The following is a 17,776-nucleotide window of genomic DNA, read 5'->3' on the forward strand; positions in this document are numbered from 1 at the left end:
TTCAGGTGAGGGAGTTCTTGAGCTCGTGCACGAGCTTGCGTATGTGGCCGGAGATCACCGGTGTGCCCTGGTCCTTGAAGCGCTCGCGGAACCAGGGGTTGACGCTGCCGCGTCCGGAGCTGGTGACCGATCCGACGGGGATGAACTTGACGCCGGAGCGGTGCAGGGCGGCCATGCTGTCGAACAGCGGCTCGCTCTGCCATTCGTAGAAGTCGGAGATCCACACCACGACGGTGTTGCGCGGTTCGGCGATCTTCGGCTGGGCGAGGGCCATGGCGACCGTGCCGTCGGTTCCGCCGCCCAGCTGGGTGCGGAGCAGGGTCTCGAACGGGTCGTGCACCCAGGGGGTGAGGTCCAGCGCCCGCGTGTCGTACGCGATGAGGTGGACGTCCACCTTCGGCAGTCCGGCGAAGATCGAGGCGAGGATGGTGCAGTTGACCATGGAGTCGACCATGGAGCCGGACTGGTCGACGACCACGATCAGCCGCTGCGGTGTGGTCTTGCGGGCGGTGTGCCGGTAGTAGAGGCGGTCGACGTAGAGCCGTTCCTCCTCCGGGCTGTAGTTGGTGAGGTTCTTCCAGATCGTGCGGTCGAGGTCCAGGTTGCGGAAGACCCGCTTGGGCGGGACCGAGCGGTCGATCGCGCCGACGGTGGCCTTCTCGACCTGGGTGCGCAGGACTTCGGCGACCTGGTCGACGAAGCGGCGGATGAGCGACTTGGCGTTGGCCAGGGCGACGCCGGACAGGTTGTCCTTGTCGCGCAGGAGCTGCTCGATGAGTGACATGCTCGGGGTGAGCTGTGCGGCGAGCGCGGGGTCGGCCAGGACTTCCCGCAGGCGCATGCGCTTGACGAGGTCGGCTTCCAGGGCGCCGAGTTCCGGTCCGATCTGCGGGATCAGCCGGCTGAGGTCGGGTGCCGCGGCGCCCCCGCCGGATCCGGTGGGGGCGGCGCCACGGCCGCCGGGGCGGCCGCCGCGCAGGTCGCCGGGCGTGCAGCCGAGGGCGCGCTCCAGCCAGCCGGCGTCGGACTGCCAGCGCGCCAGCTGTCCGGCGCTGACGGATCCGCTGCCGGTGGCGAAGACGTTGAGCAGCACCTTGGAGACCAGGGCCGCCCGCCGCACCTCGGCGGGCCGGTCGCGTCCGGCGCCGGTGTCTTCGTCCTCTGCGTTTTCCGGCGGCTCGGGGGCCATCAGCCCGTCGAACTCGGCCGCCAGTGCGGGGTGGCGCTGCACGATCGAGTCGACGGAGGCCCGCGGGTCCAGCAGTGCGGTCGGCAGGCCGAGGTCCTCGACGACGGCGAGGCTCGCGGACTCCAGCGCGGCCTGCTCCTCGGGGTCGAAGAGACGGGCGAGCAGTCGCCAGTAGAGGACCTGGCGTCGGTTGTCGTGCGGGGCCGCCTCGCGGGAGCCCTCGTGCTCGACGGAGGGCTCGGGCGCCTCTTCGTTCATGGGCTCGGTCATTTCCGCAGCAGCCTCCCCGCCCGCTCCCGCAGCACGGTGACCGCGTCCGTCGCGGCCTTCTCCGCCTTGACGCCGGCCTTGTCGGCGGTGCCGCCGGCCCACGCCCCGGCCTGCACGGTCACGGTCTTCCTGCGCACGGTCGTCTCCACGGCGAGCGGCTGCACGCGGAACCGCCCGCCGTCCCAGCGGAGCAGGCCGAGGCAGGCCCCGGAGGCCTCGACGGCCTCAAGGGTGAGCGGTCCGGCGGCCGGGATGCGGTCGGTGTCGACGGCCAGGGGCCGCCCGGCGACGGTGAAGGCGAGCGTGTCGCCGTCCCGCCGGACGTCGTAGCCCTCCAGGAAGACCGGTTCGGCCAGCCGCGCGGGGTGCCGGTCCAGGGGCGGCGTCGGCGGGGCGGTCGCGGTGGGCAGGACGACGCGGGCGGCGGCGAACGCGTCGGCGCTTTCGCCCGGTCGGGCGCGCTCCTCGTCCCAGAGCAGGTCACCGCCGTCGGTGAGGGGCATGTCGGCGAGGTCCACGGCCCGGCCTTCGCCGAGGGCGGCCAGCAGCGACAGATGCGGGCGCAGGAGCTGCCAGACGCCGGCCGCGACGACCGTGTCCGGTTTCGGCGTGGACACGCTGGCGCGGACCAGGCGGGGCGGTCCGCCGTCGGCGGGTTCGAACACGGCGTGCACCTGGGCCTGCGCGGCGGTGGCGTGTTCGTGCAGGTCGACGCCGAGGGGCAGCAGCCGGCCGGTGGCCGAGCCCACGGCTGCCGGCTCGGCCGCGCCGGGCCGGGTGAGCAGCAGGGCGCGCGCCCACAGGTCGCCCCAGCGGCGTGCGGGGAACCGTTCCTGGCCGGCGCCGGGGCAGGAGGCGGCGAGTTCGGCGGCGAAGCCGTCGAGCAGCGTGGCCAGCCGGCGCAGGGCGGGGTCGGGGAGCATCGCGGAGACGATCGGGGCGGCCGCTCCGGCGAGTTCGTGGTCGAGGCCCTGCCAGCCGGTGCGGGCGAGGTCCGTGAGCCAGGTGCGGGCGGCCAGCAGCAGGTTGACCGTGCGCTCCTCGCCCGGTTCCGCCACGGCGCTTTCGGCGCGGGCGCGGCCGGTGGCGTCGTCGACGCGGGCCGTCAGAGCGTCGTGGGCGGCGCCGAGCAGGGCGGTGCGGGCGGCGGCGAGGGCGAGGAAGTGGTCCTCGCCCGCGGCTCCGGCCGCAGCCTTCTGAGCCGCCTCGGCGACGCGGTCGGCCAGGGGTGTGCCGACGACGGCACGGGCGAGTTCCTCGAGGTCGGCGGCGCGGGCGGGCTGGGGGCGCAGCAGGCCCGCGGCGAGGGCGCGGTCGAGGGCGTCGACCGCCGCCAGGGCTTCGTCCAGGCCGTCGACGGGCTCGCCGAGGTACGCGGGGCCCTCTCCCTCGCTCGGGCCGGGTTCCCGCGCGGCCTCGTCCGCCGCTTCCGCCCTGGTCGGCGGGAACCACTGCATCTCCGGCAAGGGGGCGGTGGCCGGCGCGAGTTCGAGGTAGGCGAGGTGGCGCAGGAAGCGGCTGAAGACGGGGGCCGCCAGCGTCTTCCCGTCGGCCTGCGGGGGCCGGGCGCCGGTCATGGCGGAGGTGAGGGAGGCGGCGTCGTACTCCGTGCCGTCGGCCGTCTCGACGCGCAGGTACCGGGCGACGCGCCGGGCGCCGTACTGCAGGACGGCCTCGGTCACCAGGGCGCGGATGTGGTTGCAGAACGAGCCGCGCGCGCCCCCGCACGGGCGGTTGTTGTTGGTGCTGCACGCGAACGCGTAGCTGCCGGCGGCGACCGACGACACATACACGCGTTCGATGTCCGAGCCGCTGGAGACGACGCCCTGGAGGCGTCCGTCGGCCAGTTCGACGAAGGGGACCTTGGCGAGTTTGCGCGGGCGTGCCGGCGGCACCACCCGGGCCGTGCTCGACTTCTCCCAGTCAGACAACGCACCATCTCCTTTGCGGCGCACAGCGGTGTCACGCCGTGTCGGCGCAGCACAGGGGGACTGCCACGCCCGATCCGGCGCGACGAGAACGAAGCTACCGGTGACCACTGACAACGCCCTCGCGGCGGCGGGCGCGGCGTCCTGCGCGGTGCGCGCGCTCTCTTAGAATTCGCATGATCATGCCCGGGGGCGTGGAGGGGGCGTGACGGCCAGAAGGGGCGGGGTTGAGCGGGGAGCGGACGGCGTTCGGGGCGCTGTTGCGGGAATTGCGGCTGTCCGCGTCGCAGACCATCGAGGGCCTTGCGGAGGCGTCGGGGGTGAGCGTGCGCGGGATCGGCGATCTGGAGCGCGGGCGGCGGGCGGCTCCGCAGCGGCGGACGGTCGCCGCGCTGGCGGACGGTCTGGGGCTGGACGAGGCGCTGCGGGAGCGGCTGCTGTCGGCGGCGCGGGCCGGGCGCACCGCCGGGTACAGCCCGGTGGGCGTGCGGTCCTTCCCGCGCGGCATCGACGACTTCGTGGGCCGCGAGGAGGAGCTGGGGCGGCTCGCGCTCCTCGCCGGCGGTGAACGCGGGGACCGGGCGGCGGGGCCTCCGGTGGTGGCCGTCTCCGGGGCGCCGGGCACCGGGAAGACGACGCTCGCGCTGCACGCCGCCCGGGATCTCGCCGACCGTTTCCCGGACGGGCAGTTGGTCCTCGACCTGCGGGGAACGGACGACGATCCGCCCGGTCCGGCCGAGCTGGTCCTCGGTGTGCTCAAAGCCTTCCAGGTGGCCGACCGCGACCTCGTCAAGGCCGGGCCTCAGGGTCATGTGGGCCTGTACCGGCGGCTGTTGGCCGAGCGGCGCTGTCTGCTGGTGCTCGACGACGCCCGTGACGAGGGGCAGGTACGGCCCCTGCTGCCGGCGGCGGGCGCGGGCATGGTCGTGGTGACCAGCCGGCGGATGCTGACCGGACTGGAGAGCGTGCACCGGCTGCCGTTGGGCGAACTCAGCCCGCGGGAGGCGGCCGCGTTCCTCGCCGTGCTCGTCGGCGCGGAGCGCGCCCAGGCCGATCCGGCCGCTCTCGCCGAGGTCGCCGAGCGCTGCGGACATCTCCCGCTGGCCCTGCGCGTCGCGGGCAACTGGCTGGCCACCCGCACCGGTTGGACGGTGCGACGGCTGGCGGACCGGCTCGCCGCCGACGACCGGCGGCTGGACGCGCTGGCAGCCGGAGACGTGCGCGTGGACGCCGCCTTCGACCTGTCGTACCGCCAGCTCACCCCTTCCGCAGCCCGGTTGTTCCGGAGGCTGGCGCTGGCGCCCGGCCCGGACGTGGGGGCGGCCGGCGCGGCCGCCCTGACCGGGCGGCAGGTGTTCGACGCCGAGGACACCCTCGAAGAGCTGGTCGAGGCGGGGCTGCTGGGGACGGACGGCGACCGTTACCGGCTCCACGACCTGCTGCGGCTGTACGCCCGTTCCCGGCTGGAGGCCGAGGAGAGCGCGAGGGAGGCCGGGGAGGCGCGGGCGGCCCTGTACCGGTGGCTGCTCGACACGGCGGTGGTCGCGGGCCGCTGGTTCGAGCCGGACCACGGCGCTCCCCCGCCCTCGTGGCGGGGCACGGTCGATCTGTCGAGCGCCGAACTGGCCCGCCGGTGGCTCCAGGCCGAGGGCGCCAACTGGCTGGCGGCCCTGCGCACCGCCGCGAGCGCCGGGGAGCACGCCACGGTGGTGGAGGTGGCCGAGGCGCTGCACTGGTTCTCCGACCAGTGGATCTTCTGGGGGCACTGGCCCGAGGTGTTCGGCGGCGCCGCCCGCAGTGCGCGTGCGCTGGCGGATCCCGTCCTGGTGGCGACGCACGTCAACTATCACGCGTGGGCGCTGCTCCTGTGCGAGGGCCGTCCCGGGGACAGTCTGGCGGCTTCCGCCGAGGCTCTCGCCGCCGCGCGGGGCGCCGGACACACCCGGCAGGAGGCATGGGCCCACCTCTACCGGGGCTGGGCCCACCGGCAGTTGGAGGACCTCGCCCCCGCGGCGGAGCATCTGTACCGCGCGGCCACGCTGTTCGAGAGCGTCGAGGACCAGCACGGCAGTCTCCAGGCCCAGTTGGGGCACGGGCTGATCCTGCGGGACCAGGGTCTGACGGAGGAGTCCATCGAGGCGTACACGCGCGTGCTCGGTTTCCTGGAGCGGTCCGGCGACCGGCTGGAACCGCACATCGCCGACACGGCCCGTATCTCGGTGCACGCGGGACTGGGCGGCGCCCACGGGGCGGCGGCCCAGTGGGACCGGGCGGTCGACCACCTGAGCACCGCGGCGGCGATCTGCCGCCAGAACGGCAACGTGGCACTGGAGAGCCGCCAACTCGTCCTTCTGGGAGAGGCGTTGCTGTCCGCCGGCCGCGCGAAAGAGGCCCGCGAGGCCTTCACCCGCTGCGTCGGTCTCGGTCCGGACGCCGACCGGAAACCGGTCGCGAAGTCCCGGTCCCACTTGGATCGCCTCGCGGGCTCCGCATAGACCCGGCCACCGGCCGCCGTGCGCTCCGGCGCTCGCGCCTCGCCCGGCGCCGGGCACAAGCCCCGCCCGCACGCCTGCCTCGCCGGTGACGCCCGCGCTCCACCGCCTCCGTCCTCATGCCGCCGCAGCGCGAGGACGGAGGCGGGGGAAACCGGGCGTCACCGGCGGGTGGGGATTCCCTCGTCGTGGTGTCATCCTCGGCTCTCGCGCTCCCCCGCGTCTTGTCCCGGAGCGCACCTCGCTGTCCCCACAGCGCACCGCGCCCGCGTGCCCGCGCGCCTCACGTTTCTGCCTGTTTCCTGCCTGGAGACCGATGGGGGCCGCTGCTTGGCTGGAAGCGGCGGGGATTTCCGGGCCGCAGCGTCGCCGCCCGCCCCAGGCGATCGGCGGATCGGCAGCAACGGGCCCACTCGGCCCTCGCCACCCACGCACGCGCCCTGGCTCCGAGGCTCCGCCGGTACCGCACAGGTGGAGAGGAGAACCAGGTGAACCTGGTGCTGACGACGGCTTCGGTTCCCGACGAGGACAAGCTCGCGTACTGGCGCGACGCCCTGAACCGGGCGCTGGGTCCGATGGCGGTGACCGCGCGCGCCGAGGGACCGTTCCGCGGCCGGATCGCCACCACCGGCCTGGGGCCTCTGCGGGTCTCCTCCCTGGACGCCGACCCGCAGCGGGCGGGCCGCACGCACCGGCACATCGCCCGGGCCGACACGGAGTACGTGGCGGTGGGCGTCCTGACGGCGGGCCGGGCGACGCTGGTCCAGGACGGCCGGAAGGCCGATGCCGGCACGGGCGATCTCGTCGTCCACGACACGACGCGCCCGTACTCGTTCGACTTCCCGGAGCCCTTCTCCGCCCTGTTCGCGCACATGCCCCGACGGGCCGTCGGGCTCGCGGAGGAGGAGCTGCGGCAGGTCACCGGCAGCGCGTTCGCCGCCTCGGAGGGGCCGGCCGCTCTGCTGGTGTCGTTCCTGACGGCGCTGACCTCCTCGGCGCCGGTCTGCTCCCCGGCCGTCGCGGCGCGGCTGGCCGCGAGCGTCGTGGATCTCTTCGGCACACTCGTCGGCGTACGGACGGGGCAGGGCGGGGAGCGGGACACCGGCACGCACGAACACCTCGTCCAGCGCGTCCGCGCCCATATCGACGGCAATTTGCGGGACCCGGAGCTGTCCCCGCACACGGTGGCCACCGCCCACCACATCTCCGTGCGCTATCTGCACCGGCTGTTCGAGGACGAGGGCGTCACCGTCGCCCGGTTGATCCAGCAGCGCCGGCTGGCGGAGTGCGCCCGGGAACTGCGTCGCCGGGACACGTCGGCGCCCACGGTGTCGGCGGTGGCCCAACGCTGGGGCTTCGCCAACCCCGCCCACTTCAGCCGGGTGTTCCGCGGGGCCTACGGCCTCTCGCCGCGCGAGTGGCGCGGGCGGGACGGACACAGCGGACGCAACGAGCGGGACGCGCACGGCGGTCACCCCGGAGACGGCGGACGCAACGAGCGGGACGCGCACGGCGGTCACCCCGGAGACGGCGGACGCAACGAGCGGGACGCGCACGGCGGTCGCCCCGGGGACGGCGGGCGCAGCGAGCGGATCGGGCGCGCCGCACGGCCCGGGGCCGGCGCCGTGTCGCCCCAGGGCTGACCGCCCCGGACAGCCGCTCAGGCAGCCCGGCCTCGCAAGGCGCCCGCCGGGCAGACCGTCAGACGGTCCGCGCAGCCGGGGAGGAGCCCGAGCCCGCGGCCCGGATGCGAAGGAGCGTCAGCGCGACGATCGCCGCGCCCGCCGCCCCCGCCACGAGGGCGCGCTCGCTCACGCACCACCGCGCCGCCCGCCCCTGGAGAGCCACGCGTTCACCCCTCCGGGCCCCCACCGAAAGGACCGACGCGGCGGAGCCGACCGACCCCACGGACAGCACACTGCCGACGGAGAAGACCGACAGGGAGCTGCCGACGGAGCCGAGGGACAGCGCGCTGCCCACGGATCCGACCGAGAGCACGCTGCCCACGGACCCGACGGAGAGCACACTGCCCACCGAGCCCACGGAGAGGAAGGAGCCGACCGAGCCGATCGAGTACGCCGACGTCGTCGACCGGCACGCGCGCCCGGAACCGTCGGCAGGATTGCGGATCGTCATACGCCGATCCTGTCAGAGCGCCCGCCGTCGGGCCCGTGCTCCCGGCCCGGACGGTCCTGAAACTAGCCCTTCTTCGGCCAGTCGCGGTACGGAATGCGGGCCAGTTCCCGGACCTCGCCGACGGTGCTCCACTCGTCGCCGCCGAGCCGGGCGAGCGGCCGCAGCCGGCGGATGTCGGGGTGACCGTCGACGAGGACGTCCTCGTCGACGACGGCGTGGACGACCTGTCCGAGGACGAGGGTGGAGTTGCCGATGCCCAGGGTGGAGTGCAGTCGGCACTCCAGGGCGACCGGGGAGGCGGCCACGCGGGGCGGGGCGACCCGCAGGGAGGGCTCGCGCTCGATGCCGACGGCGTCGAACTCGTCCTCCTCGGCGGGGAAGTCCACGGCGCTGGCGTTGATCTGCTCGAACAGCGGCTCGGGGGCGAGGTTGACGACGAACTCGCCGGTGGCCTCGATGTTGCGGAGCGAGTCCTTGCGGCCCACGGAGGTGAACTGCACGATCGGCGGATCGGTGCACGCGACGGTGAAGAACGAGTGCGGGGCGAGGTTGGCGGTGACGCCGTCGGCGGACAGGGTCGACACCCAGGCGATGGGCCGGGGCACGACGACGGCGGTGAGCAGCCGGTAGAAGGCTCGCGAGCCCAGGACCTCGGGGTCGTGATCGATGCGCATGGCAGCCAGTTCTACCCGATGGGGGCGCGGACGCCGGAAGCGACTCCGGCGTCGCTCGACGCCCGCCGGCCCTGCCCCCTCGCCCCGAGCCCTGTCAGCCGACGTCCCACAGGAAGCGGTGGGTGTGGATGGCGAAGTAGGGGAACGACTGGACGGCGCCGACGCCGTCGAGCTGGCGGACGGTGTCGTTGACGAAGTCCAGCAGGTCCTTGGCGGTGGGGCTGACGACCTCGGCGAAGAGGTCGAACCCGCCGGAGGTGAGCACCGAGTAGACCACCTCGGGGTGGGCGGCCAGCGCGTCCGCGACGGGGCGTGGGTCCCCGTCGGCGGTGATGCCGAGGAGGGCCATGGCCTGGCGGCCCATGGCCATCGGGTCGGTGACGCCGACGACCTGGACGGCGCGTGAGTCCAGGAGCCGTTGCAGCCGCTGGCGGGCGGCGGAGGCGGACAGGCCGACCCGGGGGCCGAGGTCGGCGTAGGCGATGCGGCCGTCGGTCTGCAGTTCGCGCAGGATGGCCCGGTCGATCTCGTCCATGTCCGCTCAGCCCGCCAGTTCGCCGAGCGCCGCCGCGAACACCTCGGTGTGGGCGTCGACGTCCTGTTCGGTGGTGTCGGGGCACATCAGGGCCATGTTGTGGAACGGGGTGAGCAGGATGCCCCGGTTGGCGAGGTAGAGGTGGAGGCAGTCCTCGAGCTCCAAGTCGCCGGCGGCCGCGGCCTGTGTGCCGCTGCGCGGCGCGGGGGCGGTGAAGCGGTACTCGGTGCGGGCGCCGAGGCGGCTGACGGACCAGGGCAGCCCGTGGGCGTCGATGCCCGCGCGCACCCCGGCCTCGAAGCGCTCGGCGAGGGCGTGCATATGGGTGAACGCCTTGTCGGTGAGGACGTGTTCGAGGGTGGCCCGGGTGGCGGCGACGGAGAGGGCGTTGCCGGCGAGGGTGCCGCCGACGCCGCCCATGTCGACGAGGTCGAGGTCAGTACGGCCGAGCAGCCGGTCGGCGAGGTCGGCGGAGAGCCCGTAGGCGCCGGCCGGGATGCCTCCTCCGATGGCCTTGCCGATGGTCAGCACATCGGGCTCCAGGTCCCAGGCGGCGGTGCAGCCGCCGGGGCCGGCGGAGAAGGTGTGCGTCTCGTCGTTGATCAGGAGCGTGCCGTGACGGCGGGTCAGCTCGCGGACGCCGGCGAGGTAGCCGGGCTCGGGCAGCACGATGCCGATGTTGGTGAGCGCGGGTTCCATGAGGACGGCGGCCACGTCGCCGTGGGCGAGTTCGCGTTCCAGGTGGTCGAGGTCGTTGAACTCGGCGACGCGGCTGGTGAGGGTGACGTCGCAGGGCGCGCCCACATTGCCGGGGCGGGTGGCGCCGTGGCCGTCGGGGCCGGTCACGATCAGGGACTCGTCCACGCTGCCGTGGTAGCAGTAGCTGTTGACGAGGATCTTCGGACGGCCGGTGACGGCCCGGGCGAGGCGGATCGCCCAGCGGTTGGCGTCGGTTGCGGTCAGCGAGAAGCTCCAGCGGGGCAGCCCGAAGCGGCGGGTCAGCTCCGCGCCGACCCATTCGGCGTCCTCGGTGGGGAGCATCGCGGTCGCACCGCCGAGGGTGGTGAAGCGGTGCTGTACGGCGTCGGCTACGGCGGCGGGCGAGTGGCCGGCCATGGCCGCGGTGTCGCCGAGGCAGAAGTCGACGTACTCGTGCCCGTCGAGGTCGCGGACCCGGGCGCCGCGCGCCGATTCCAGGTAGCGGGGGAAGCCGCCGGCGGTCTTGTTCATCCAGGTCATCGGCACTCGGCCGAACAGGTGGTCGGCGTCGGCGTGGGCGGCGCGGGAGCGGGGGTTGCTCCGTTCGGCGTCCGCGCTCTCGCGGGCCAGCAGTCGACGCAGTCGGGCACGGTCCATGACACACCCCGGATCGGACGAGGTCGGCGAACGATTCCCGAAATGTACGAGTGAAAGCACGCGATCCACAAGGTGCGGCGCTCGAATCACGCGTCGCGGCGATCGGATCACGCGTGACGCGAGCGCGTCCCGGGTGGCCGTGACCGCGCTCCGACCTCGCCCGGTTCAGCGGTCGGCGGGGTCGATCCGGTCGCCGTCCGGCGGAGGCTCCGACCGCACCTTGGCGACCGCCGCCGCGATCTTCTCCTGTACGTCCTCCGCGGGCGGCGCCCCCTGGACGGCGGCGACCAGCTCCCCCGCGAGCTGGTGGAGCTTGGTGTTGGTGTGCTGGGAGGCCTCGACCAGGACCCGCCAGGCGTCGTCCGCGCTGAGCGCGAAGGACGCCATGAGGATGCCGCGGGCGAGGTCGATGACCGGCCGGGTCTCCATGGCCCGCCGCAGCTGGACCACCTCGATCCACAGCTCCTGCTCGACGCCGTCCGAGTGACGGGGACCGGTGTCGCCGTCGGCCGGGCCGTCGAGGGCGGGAGCGGGGGCGGGAGCGGGGGCGGGAGCGGGGGCGGCGAACAGGACGTCCGTGGCGGTCAGGGCGAGCAGACGGGCGACGGCCGGGCCGGCCGCGCGGACGGCGACCGTCTTGCCCTGATCCAGCGCCCGCTCGCGTAGACCGAGCAACGTGTTGAGGGCGGAGCAGTCGCAGAAGACCACCTCGCCGAGGTCCAGGTCGACGCCGTCGGCCGCCTCCACCAGGGCCGTGTGCAGAACGCGTGCCAACCGCTCGCAGGCGTCCAGGCCGAGCTCGCCGCGCACGGCGACGACCACGCGGTCACCGTCGGGCTGGAGGGTGAACTCCGTGCCGTAGACCGCCGGAGCGTGGCGCTCGGGGCGCGCCGGGGCCCCTGTCTCCTCCCGTACGCAGCCGTCCCCGGCAGCGGGGTCCGCGTCGTACGCAGCCTCAGACACGACCGCCTCCCCCGGTCACCCTTGCAATGACACCAGATTCGCCCGGACAAGCGTCACACGTCAACCGATACATGAAATAAAGTTCCGGCGTTTGTATACATGAATCCTCGCGTAGAATCGGCTCCATGGAGGGAGTGCCTGAGCCGCATACCGGATGGACGTTCCTGACCAACCACGCCCGCGTGCTGGCGGTCATCGCCGACAACCACTCCGCGCGCATCCGTGACATCGCCGCGCACTGCCGGCTCACCGAACGCGCCGTCCAGAAAATCATTTCCGACCTGGAGCAGGACGGCTACCTGTCCCATCGGCGGGAGGGACGCGGCAACACGTACCGGATCGAGCCGGGCAAGGTGCTGCGGCACCCCGCCGAGGCGGGGCTCACGGTGGCGTCCCTGCTCTCTTTGCTGATCCAGGACGAGGTGGGCCGCGTTCGCCGGCCCGGGCCGGACCCGCACAGCGAGTGAACCGTCCGGCTCCGCGGCCACACCCCGGCCCCTGACCCCCTCGGGCCCGCCGATTCGGCCGGAATCGTTCGAACCACCCCGGGCGAGTTGCGGCCGCACGTATCGGTCAAGTCAGGGCGAGCCAAACGTGGTTGCAGCCGGAAGAGACGAATGTCACGAATACGTATCGGACATTTAACGCTTCAATCTTCACACCAGGCACACAAGTTGGTTAGGTTGACGCCAGGCCGCACGACCGACTCCGGCGAACCCCGCCGGGCCGCGCGGCCACCGCCGAGTCCGTGGCACCAGTGGTACGGCCGGAGCCGGGGACCGATCATCCCCGGGGTGGACGACCGACCGTCCCGCAGGACGGCGAGCGCGGAGCGCCCGGCGCACGGGCCGCTCGCAGCCACCGCCCACTCGGCCGGCGGAGCACGGAAGGAGTACGTCTTCCATGGCGACGGATCGCACCCGCCCCTCGGGCAAGGGTTCCGCACGCATCGAGGACGCCGGCACGCCGAGCCGCGCGGAGATCCAGCAGCGGATCACCTCCCTCTACGACCGGGCGGAGAACGACTCGGGCACCTTCAATGCCACCCGCGCCATGAACAACGGCTCGCGCCGGACCGTCACTTCCGTAGCCAACAGCCCGCGCCGCGGGTCGGGCGACCCTTCGCTGGAGGCCGTGGCCCGGCAGTGGTTCGACGTGGCGCGCAACAAGATCGGACCGGTCACCGCCGCCGTCCTGCCCGCCGACCGCATGCCCGAGCGTCCCACCCGTCCGCGTCCGCAGGAGGCGGCGGGCTCCGAAGCCCTGCGGGAGTTGGAGGCGGCCGCGCGGGAACTGTCGTCCAGACGTGAGCTGGAGGCCGGCGAGCGGCAGCCGCCGGAGCTGACCGGCCGGTCCGTCGCCGCGCTGCCCGCCGTGCCCTCGCCGCGGCAGGAGGAGCCCAAGGCCCTGCCGGCCGTGCCCGCCCCGGCCCAGGCAGCCCTTCCCGCCGCCTCCGGGTCCGCTTCCGCGCCCGCCGCACCGCAGTCCTCGCTGCGCACGTCCAAGGAACAGATCCGGCGCAAGCTCGACACCGCCCGTGAGGTGCTGGCCCGCGGCATCGCGCAGTCGACGGCGGCCCGCCCGGCCCTCGAGGCCAGCCCGGCCGCGCAGACATGGGACACCGGGGAGCTGCCCTCCTACCGGGCCGCCACGACGAACACCTGGGACGGCCACCGGCCCGACGGCCCCACGACCGGCACGGGCCGGTTTCCCACGGTGGGCGGCCCGAGCGCGGGCCAGTTCCCCGCCGTCGACATGACCGGCACCGGCCAGTTCCCGACCGTCGACCCCACGGGCACCGGCCAGTTCGCGGCCGTGACGACCACCGGCACCGGCCAATTCCCGACCGTCGACCCCACGGGCACCGGCCAGTTCGCGGCCGTGACAACCACCGGCACCGGCCAATTCCCCACCGTGGGCGGCCTGAGCACGGGCCAGTACCCCGCCGTCGACATGACCGGCACCGGCCAGTTCCCCACCGTGGGCACGACGGCCGGACCCACGGCTCCGCCCACCGCCCCGCCGGCCGGGGCTGCCGACCCCGGGCTCGGAGCGCCCGTGGGCGGATTCCCGGCACCCGAGACGGGCATACTGGCCGCCAGTTACGGCGACCTGCTCGCGCCCCCGGCCACGGGTCTCCCGCCGCAGCAGCCGCAAGCCCCGGCTCCCGCCCAGGGGTTCGTGCTGCCGACCCCTCAAATCCCGCTTCCCACCACCTCGTACGCCCCGGCGGCCCCCGAAGTGACGCTGCCGACGCCCGAGTACGCCCAGGGAATGCCCGCGGCCGCGCCCGGATACGCACCGAACGCCCCGCAGGCCGCCGCGCCCACGTTCGCGGCCCCGTCCCCGACCCCCCAAGCAGCGCCCCCGGCACCCGCGTTCGCAGCCGCCGCGCCCCAAACCGCTCCCCCGGCACCGGCGTTCGCCGCCGCAGCCCCTCACGTCACGCTTTCCGCGCCCGGGTACGCCCCCGCCGGGCCCCAAGCCGCGGTCACCGCCCCTGGATACGCCCCGCAGGCCGCCGCGCCGACGGCCGCCCAGGCGCCCCTGCCCCCGGCTGCCGTACCCGCCATGTCCGCCATGCCCGCGGCCCCCGCCGACGTCACCGCTCACACCACCGGCGCCGTCTACCTCGGCAGGGCGGACAAGGCGCTGGCGTTCGCCCGGGCGCAACTGGGTCGACCGTGCGTGTCGGGTGCGACGGGACCGGAGTCCTACGACTGCTCCAGCCTGACCCAAGCCGCGTGGAGGGCCGCCGGCGTGACGCTGCCGCGGTCGGCCGTGGACCAGGCGCGGGCGTTCACCTCGGTCGGCCTGGACGACCTGCGCGCCGGCGACCTCGTCTTCTTCCACGACGACCTGAGCCACACCGGGCTGTGCACCGGCGACGGCATGATGATCCACGCACCCGGCCCGGGCGCGCGTATCCGCGAGGATTCCGTGCACAGCCTCGGCGAGGGAGCGCTGCGCGGCGCCGTGCGCCCCGCCTGAAGATCCGCTCCGGGCGGCCGGCAGGGGGACGGCCGCCGCGGGCCTCGCCGCCCGGTGCCTCGCCGCCCGGTGCGGCGGCGCACGGTGCGGCGGCGCACGGCCGGGGGCGGTCAGGATCCGGACTCAGCGAGCCGCCGAGTCGGCGCGCATCTGCTCCCTGCGGGCGTTGTTGTAGGCGCGCAGGAGATGCTTGGAGACCGCGCAGGGCACGGTGTCGAAGTGGCACTGCCGGCAGGTTCGGGCGTGCTCCTCGTAGGTGGCACGGGCCTGCTGCAGGGCTTCCTCGGGAGAGGGCACAGGAGTCCTCCGATCAGATACGGCGATGACCCAGGCGAGAGCTACTGACGAGTAGGCATACCTGGAAGTGAGAGTGGATCATGTTACTGACGGTAGCGGAAACTCGGATTCCGGCCGCTTCCGCCGCCCCTCCCGACAAAGGCCTGAATTGAACGGGTGAGCGTTCGGACCGGCCACGCGACACCGTGAGCAGTGTCACTCTCCGTACACCCGCGCGGCCCCCGCCCGGCCCCGTTGTGAGCCCCCGTCAGGAATGCGACGATGCGCGTCCGGGCGCACACGGCGTCCGCGCACACGGCAACCGCTCGACCGACGGGGAGGTCCGACTTGACCGGTGAGGACGACGCACGACGGGCCGCGGCGGTGTTCGACGCGCTGGGATCCGCGTACGAGAAGGCGTTCGCTCACTCCGCCCCGCACCGCCGGTCACTGGAGTGGCTGCTGGGGCGGCTCGCGCCGGGCAGCCGGGTGCTGGACGTCGGCAGCGGGACGGGCAGGCCGACGGCCGCCACCCTGGCGGCGGCGGGCCACGACGTCCTGGGCGTCGACGTCTCCCCCGTCATGGTCGACCTCGCCGCCCGGCAGGTCCCGGAGGCCGCCTTCCGCTGCGCCGACGTACGGGAACTGCCCTTGGAGGACGGCTCGTTCGACGCGGTCTGCGTGTACTTCTCCCTGCTCCAGCTGGACCGCGCCGAGCAGGCCGCCCTGATCGGCCGGCTGACGCGGGCGGTGCGGCACGGGGGCAGCCTCGTGCTGGCGACCGTACCGCTGGACGTGGAGGGCGTGGACGCCGTCTTCATGGGGCAGCCGGTGCGGGTGACCAGCTTCGCCGGCCCGGACCTCGTCGAGGAGGTGACCCGGGCCGGCCTGACGGTGCTGGCCGAGGAGAACGCCCTGTTCACCCCGGACCACCCCGAGGCCGTCCCCGAGCCCCATGTGTTCCTGCACTGCGAACGCCCCTGAAACCAGGGGCGGCCGCTCAGTCGTCGAAGCGGGCCGCCACCGCCAGGACGAGGGCCGCCGAGCCGGTGCCCAGCAGCGCGCCGGCCACGACGTCGCCCGGGTAGTGCACGCCGGTGTGGACGCGCGAGTAGCCGACCGCGCAGGCCAGCAGGCCGAGCGGGACCGCCGCGGCGGGCAGGCCCGGGCCGACGGCCGCGGCGAAGGCGACCGCCGAGGCGGTGTGCCCGGACGGGAAGGACGCGGAGTCCGGCATCGGCACGTGCCGCCCGGGGAACGGCGAGTCGACGGCCCGGTGCGGGCGGGGGCGGCGTACCAGCCGCTTGCCCAGCAGGTTGGCGCCCGCCGAGGCCACGCCGATGGCGGCGACGCCCAGCGCGGCGGCGCGGCGCGTGCGTCCGCCCCGCAGGGCGAGGCCGGCGGCGACCGCGAAGGAGATCTTGGAGTGGTCGGCGGCCCCGGACAGCCGGCGCAGCGCGGTGTCCAGCGTGGGCGTCCTGGTCACCGTGACCGTCTCGTACAGGGCCCGGTCCAGGGTGGCCAGGTCACGGACCAGGCTCACGGCGGAGAACTTCGGCGAACCGTCAGACATCGTAGGAGTCCTTGATCGTGCGGGGGTCGGGATGGCCGAGCGCGAGGCGGACGATGCGCCGCCAGTCGACCGCGGGCGGGGCGTAGGCGGCGCCGGGCCGGTGCCGGGGCACCCGGACCCGGAGCACGCCGGCGCGCACCGAGCAGACGACCGGCGTCGGCAGTTCCAGGGCTTCGCCGTCGACGGCGACGGGGATGCGGTCCCGGTCGGCCTCGACGGTCACGCGCAGGGAGGTGAGCGAGGTGATGCCGCTGGCCCGCTCTCCCAGCAGGGCCAGCTCGGCGGCCTGGGCGGCGCTGTCCACCCGCACCCCGATAACCCCGAGCACACCGGCGTCCAGCCGGGGCCGGCGGCCGCCGCCGAGCGGGTCGGCGCGGGCGTAGGCGTTGTTGCTGACGAGGAGGGCCTGCGGGGCCTGGACGCGGGAGCCGTCGGTGCTCACGTCCAGGGTGGCGCCGCCGTCGCCGGCGAGCAGCTCGGGCAGGTGTTCCAGTGCGGTGGCGGCCTTGGCGTCGCGGTACTCGGGGCTCTGCACGATCTCCGCGTACGCCCCGAAGGACACGGTGTTGACGAAGGGCCGCCCACTGACCTCGCCCAGGTCGACGCGGAGTTCCACGCCCTCGGTGAGGGCGTCGAGGCTGCGTACGGGGTCGGTGCGGTCCAGGCCGAGGTCCATGGCGAAGTGGTTGCGGGTGCCGGCGGCGATGACCAGGAAGGGGACGCCGTGTTCGGCGGCGACCGCCGCGACGAGCGCCTGGGTGCCGTCGCCGCCCGCCACGCCGAGCAGGTCGGCGCCGTCGGCGATGGCCTGCCGGGCCACCGCCGCGGGGTCGACGTAGGTGTCCTGGCCGAGCAGGATCACCCGGGCGCCGAGCTTCTCCGCCCGTTCGACGAGGCCGAACCGTTCGACCTTGCCGCCGCCCGACCGGACGTTCATGATCAGCACCGGGCGGCGGGGCCGTGGCGTCCTGCGGGTGTGCATGCCGCGCGGGCGGCGCAGAAGGCGCAGCGCGGTCCGCGCGGAGGCGAGTGCGGCCGCCCACAGCGCGACCGCGCCCACGGCGACCACCCACAGCCCCGACGCGGCGTACAGCACCAGCACGGCGATCGGCGCGGCGACGGCCAGCAGGCCGCCGAGCAGCCGGGCGCCGCCGCGCCGGGCCAGCATCCACCACACGCCGGCTCCGGCCACCGCCAGCCCGGCGAACCCGATGAGCAGGACCAGCCACCCGCCGGATCCGGCGCCCGCCGCGACCACCGCGGCGCAGCCGGCGAGCAGCAGCAGCGCGAGCCGCGCCCAGCCGCGGGCGCGGCCGATCCCGGTGGACGGCCGGGCCTCGGCCTGCGGTCTGGTGGCACTCGTCTCGTTCACCCTGCGCCTGCCATGGTCCGA

At 74.5% G+C, this 17,776-nt stretch carries 14 protein-coding genes and 2 pseudogenes; 5 read left to right on the top strand and 11 right to left on the bottom strand.

The features are described 5' to 3' along the window. Position 1: 1 nt before the first annotated feature. The 3 genes and pseudogenes from ACIRS4_RS09750 to ACIRS4_RS09760 form a co-directional block, all read right to left on the bottom strand. Positions 2-1,459, bottom strand: a complete 1,458-nt coding sequence (locus tag ACIRS4_RS09750; protein WP_404192513.1) for a VWA domain-containing protein — start codon at positions 1,457-1,459, stop codon at positions 2-4. Beyond that, positions 1,456-2,808 carry a hypothetical protein gene (locus tag ACIRS4_RS09755; protein ID WP_404193089.1) on the bottom strand — a complete coding sequence of 451 codons (1,353 nt, stop codon included), beginning with the start codon at positions 2,806-2,808 and terminating at the stop codon, positions 1,456-1,458. Before ACIRS4_RS09755 ends, ACIRS4_RS09750 begins: the two co-directional genes overlap by 4 nt. 75 nt (positions 2,809-2,883) lie before the next feature. Next, a pseudogene (locus tag ACIRS4_RS09760) lies at positions 2,884-3,414 on the bottom strand (hypothetical protein); the annotation flags it as partial. Between the two features lie 200 nt (positions 3,415-3,614). Between ACIRS4_RS09760 and ACIRS4_RS09765 the strand changes: the two are divergent. Both ACIRS4_RS09765 and ACIRS4_RS09770 read left to right on the top strand, forming a co-directional pair. Next, positions 3,615-5,882, top strand: a complete 2,268-nt coding sequence (locus tag ACIRS4_RS09765) for an ATP-binding protein (protein ID WP_404192516.1) — start codon at positions 3,615-3,617, stop codon at positions 5,880-5,882. Positions 5,883-6,367: 485 nt separating this feature from the next. Further along, positions 6,368-7,306: pseudogene (locus tag ACIRS4_RS09770) on the top strand (helix-turn-helix domain-containing protein); the annotation flags it as partial. Between the two features lie 274 nt (positions 7,307-7,580). On the opposite strand, the gene ACIRS4_RS09775 reads toward ACIRS4_RS09770, so the two are convergent. From ACIRS4_RS09775 to ACIRS4_RS09795, 5 genes are all read right to left on the bottom strand, one after another. After that, the gene (locus tag ACIRS4_RS09775; RefSeq protein ID WP_404192520.1) at positions 7,581-8,015 is read right to left on the bottom strand and encodes a hypothetical protein; all 435 of its coding nucleotides are present in this window, start codon (positions 8,013-8,015) and stop codon (positions 7,581-7,583) included. Between the two features lie 62 nt (positions 8,016-8,077). Then, positions 8,078-8,689, bottom strand: coding sequence for a flavin reductase family protein (locus ACIRS4_RS09780; protein ID WP_402158866.1), 612 nt, complete (start codon positions 8,687-8,689; stop codon positions 8,078-8,080). 94 nt (positions 8,690-8,783) lie between these two features. Then, positions 8,784-9,224, bottom strand: a complete 441-nt coding sequence (locus tag ACIRS4_RS09785; protein WP_404192523.1) for an Lrp/AsnC family transcriptional regulator — start codon at positions 9,222-9,224, stop codon at positions 8,784-8,786. A gap of 6 nt (positions 9,225-9,230) precedes the next feature. Beyond that, complete coding sequence (locus ACIRS4_RS09790) at positions 9,231-10,580, bottom strand: transaminase (RefSeq protein WP_404192526.1); 1,350 nt, start codon at positions 10,578-10,580, stop codon at positions 9,231-9,233. A 165-nt stretch (positions 10,581-10,745) separates the two neighbouring features. Next, complete coding sequence (locus ACIRS4_RS09795) at positions 10,746-11,543, bottom strand: ANTAR domain-containing protein (RefSeq protein ID WP_404192529.1); 798 nt, start codon at positions 11,541-11,543, stop codon at positions 10,746-10,748. A gap of 125 nt (positions 11,544-11,668) precedes the next feature. Here ACIRS4_RS09795 and ACIRS4_RS09800 point away from each other — a divergent pair, with 125 nt between their 5' ends. Both ACIRS4_RS09800 and ACIRS4_RS09805 read left to right on the top strand, forming a co-directional pair. Then, complete coding sequence (locus tag ACIRS4_RS09800; RefSeq protein WP_404192532.1) at positions 11,669-12,010, top strand: helix-turn-helix transcriptional regulator; 342 nt, start codon at positions 11,669-11,671, stop codon at positions 12,008-12,010. Positions 12,011-12,446: 436 nt separating this feature from the next. Then, positions 12,447-14,534, top strand: coding sequence for a C40 family peptidase (locus tag ACIRS4_RS09805; protein ID WP_404192535.1), 2,088 nt, complete (start codon positions 12,447-12,449; stop codon positions 14,532-14,534). Between the two features lie 123 nt (positions 14,535-14,657). Here the strand turns inward: ACIRS4_RS09805 and ACIRS4_RS09810 are convergent, their stop codons facing one another. Continuing rightward, on the bottom strand, positions 14,658-14,831 hold the full coding sequence (locus ACIRS4_RS09810; protein ID WP_352251111.1) for a hypothetical protein: 174 nt from the start codon (positions 14,829-14,831) through the stop codon (positions 14,658-14,660). Positions 14,832-15,158: 327 nt separating this feature from the next. On the opposite strand from ACIRS4_RS09810, the gene ACIRS4_RS09815 reads away from it, so the two are divergent. Beyond that, on the top strand, positions 15,159-15,794 hold the full coding sequence (locus ACIRS4_RS09815; protein WP_404192538.1) for a class I SAM-dependent methyltransferase: 636 nt from the start codon (positions 15,159-15,161) through the stop codon (positions 15,792-15,794). Between the two features lie 16 nt (positions 15,795-15,810). Here ACIRS4_RS09815 and ACIRS4_RS09820 read toward each other — a convergent pair whose 3' ends face one another. Both ACIRS4_RS09820 and ACIRS4_RS09825 read right to left on the bottom strand, forming a co-directional pair. After that, entirely contained in the window at positions 15,811-16,383 is a 573-nt protein-coding gene (locus ACIRS4_RS09820) for a phosphatase PAP2 family protein (RefSeq protein WP_404192541.1), read from the bottom strand. Further along, positions 16,376-17,755, bottom strand: a complete 1,380-nt coding sequence (locus tag ACIRS4_RS09825; protein ID WP_404192543.1) for a diacylglycerol/lipid kinase family protein — start codon at positions 17,753-17,755, stop codon at positions 16,376-16,378. The genes ACIRS4_RS09820 and ACIRS4_RS09825 overlap by 8 nt, the downstream gene beginning before the upstream one ends. Between the last annotated feature and the right edge of the window lie 21 nt (positions 17,756-17,776).

The organism is Streptomyces sp. NPDC101166 (assembly GCF_044768125.1).
Taxonomy (GTDB): domain Bacteria; phylum Actinomycetota; class Actinomycetes; order Streptomycetales; family Streptomycetaceae; genus Streptomyces.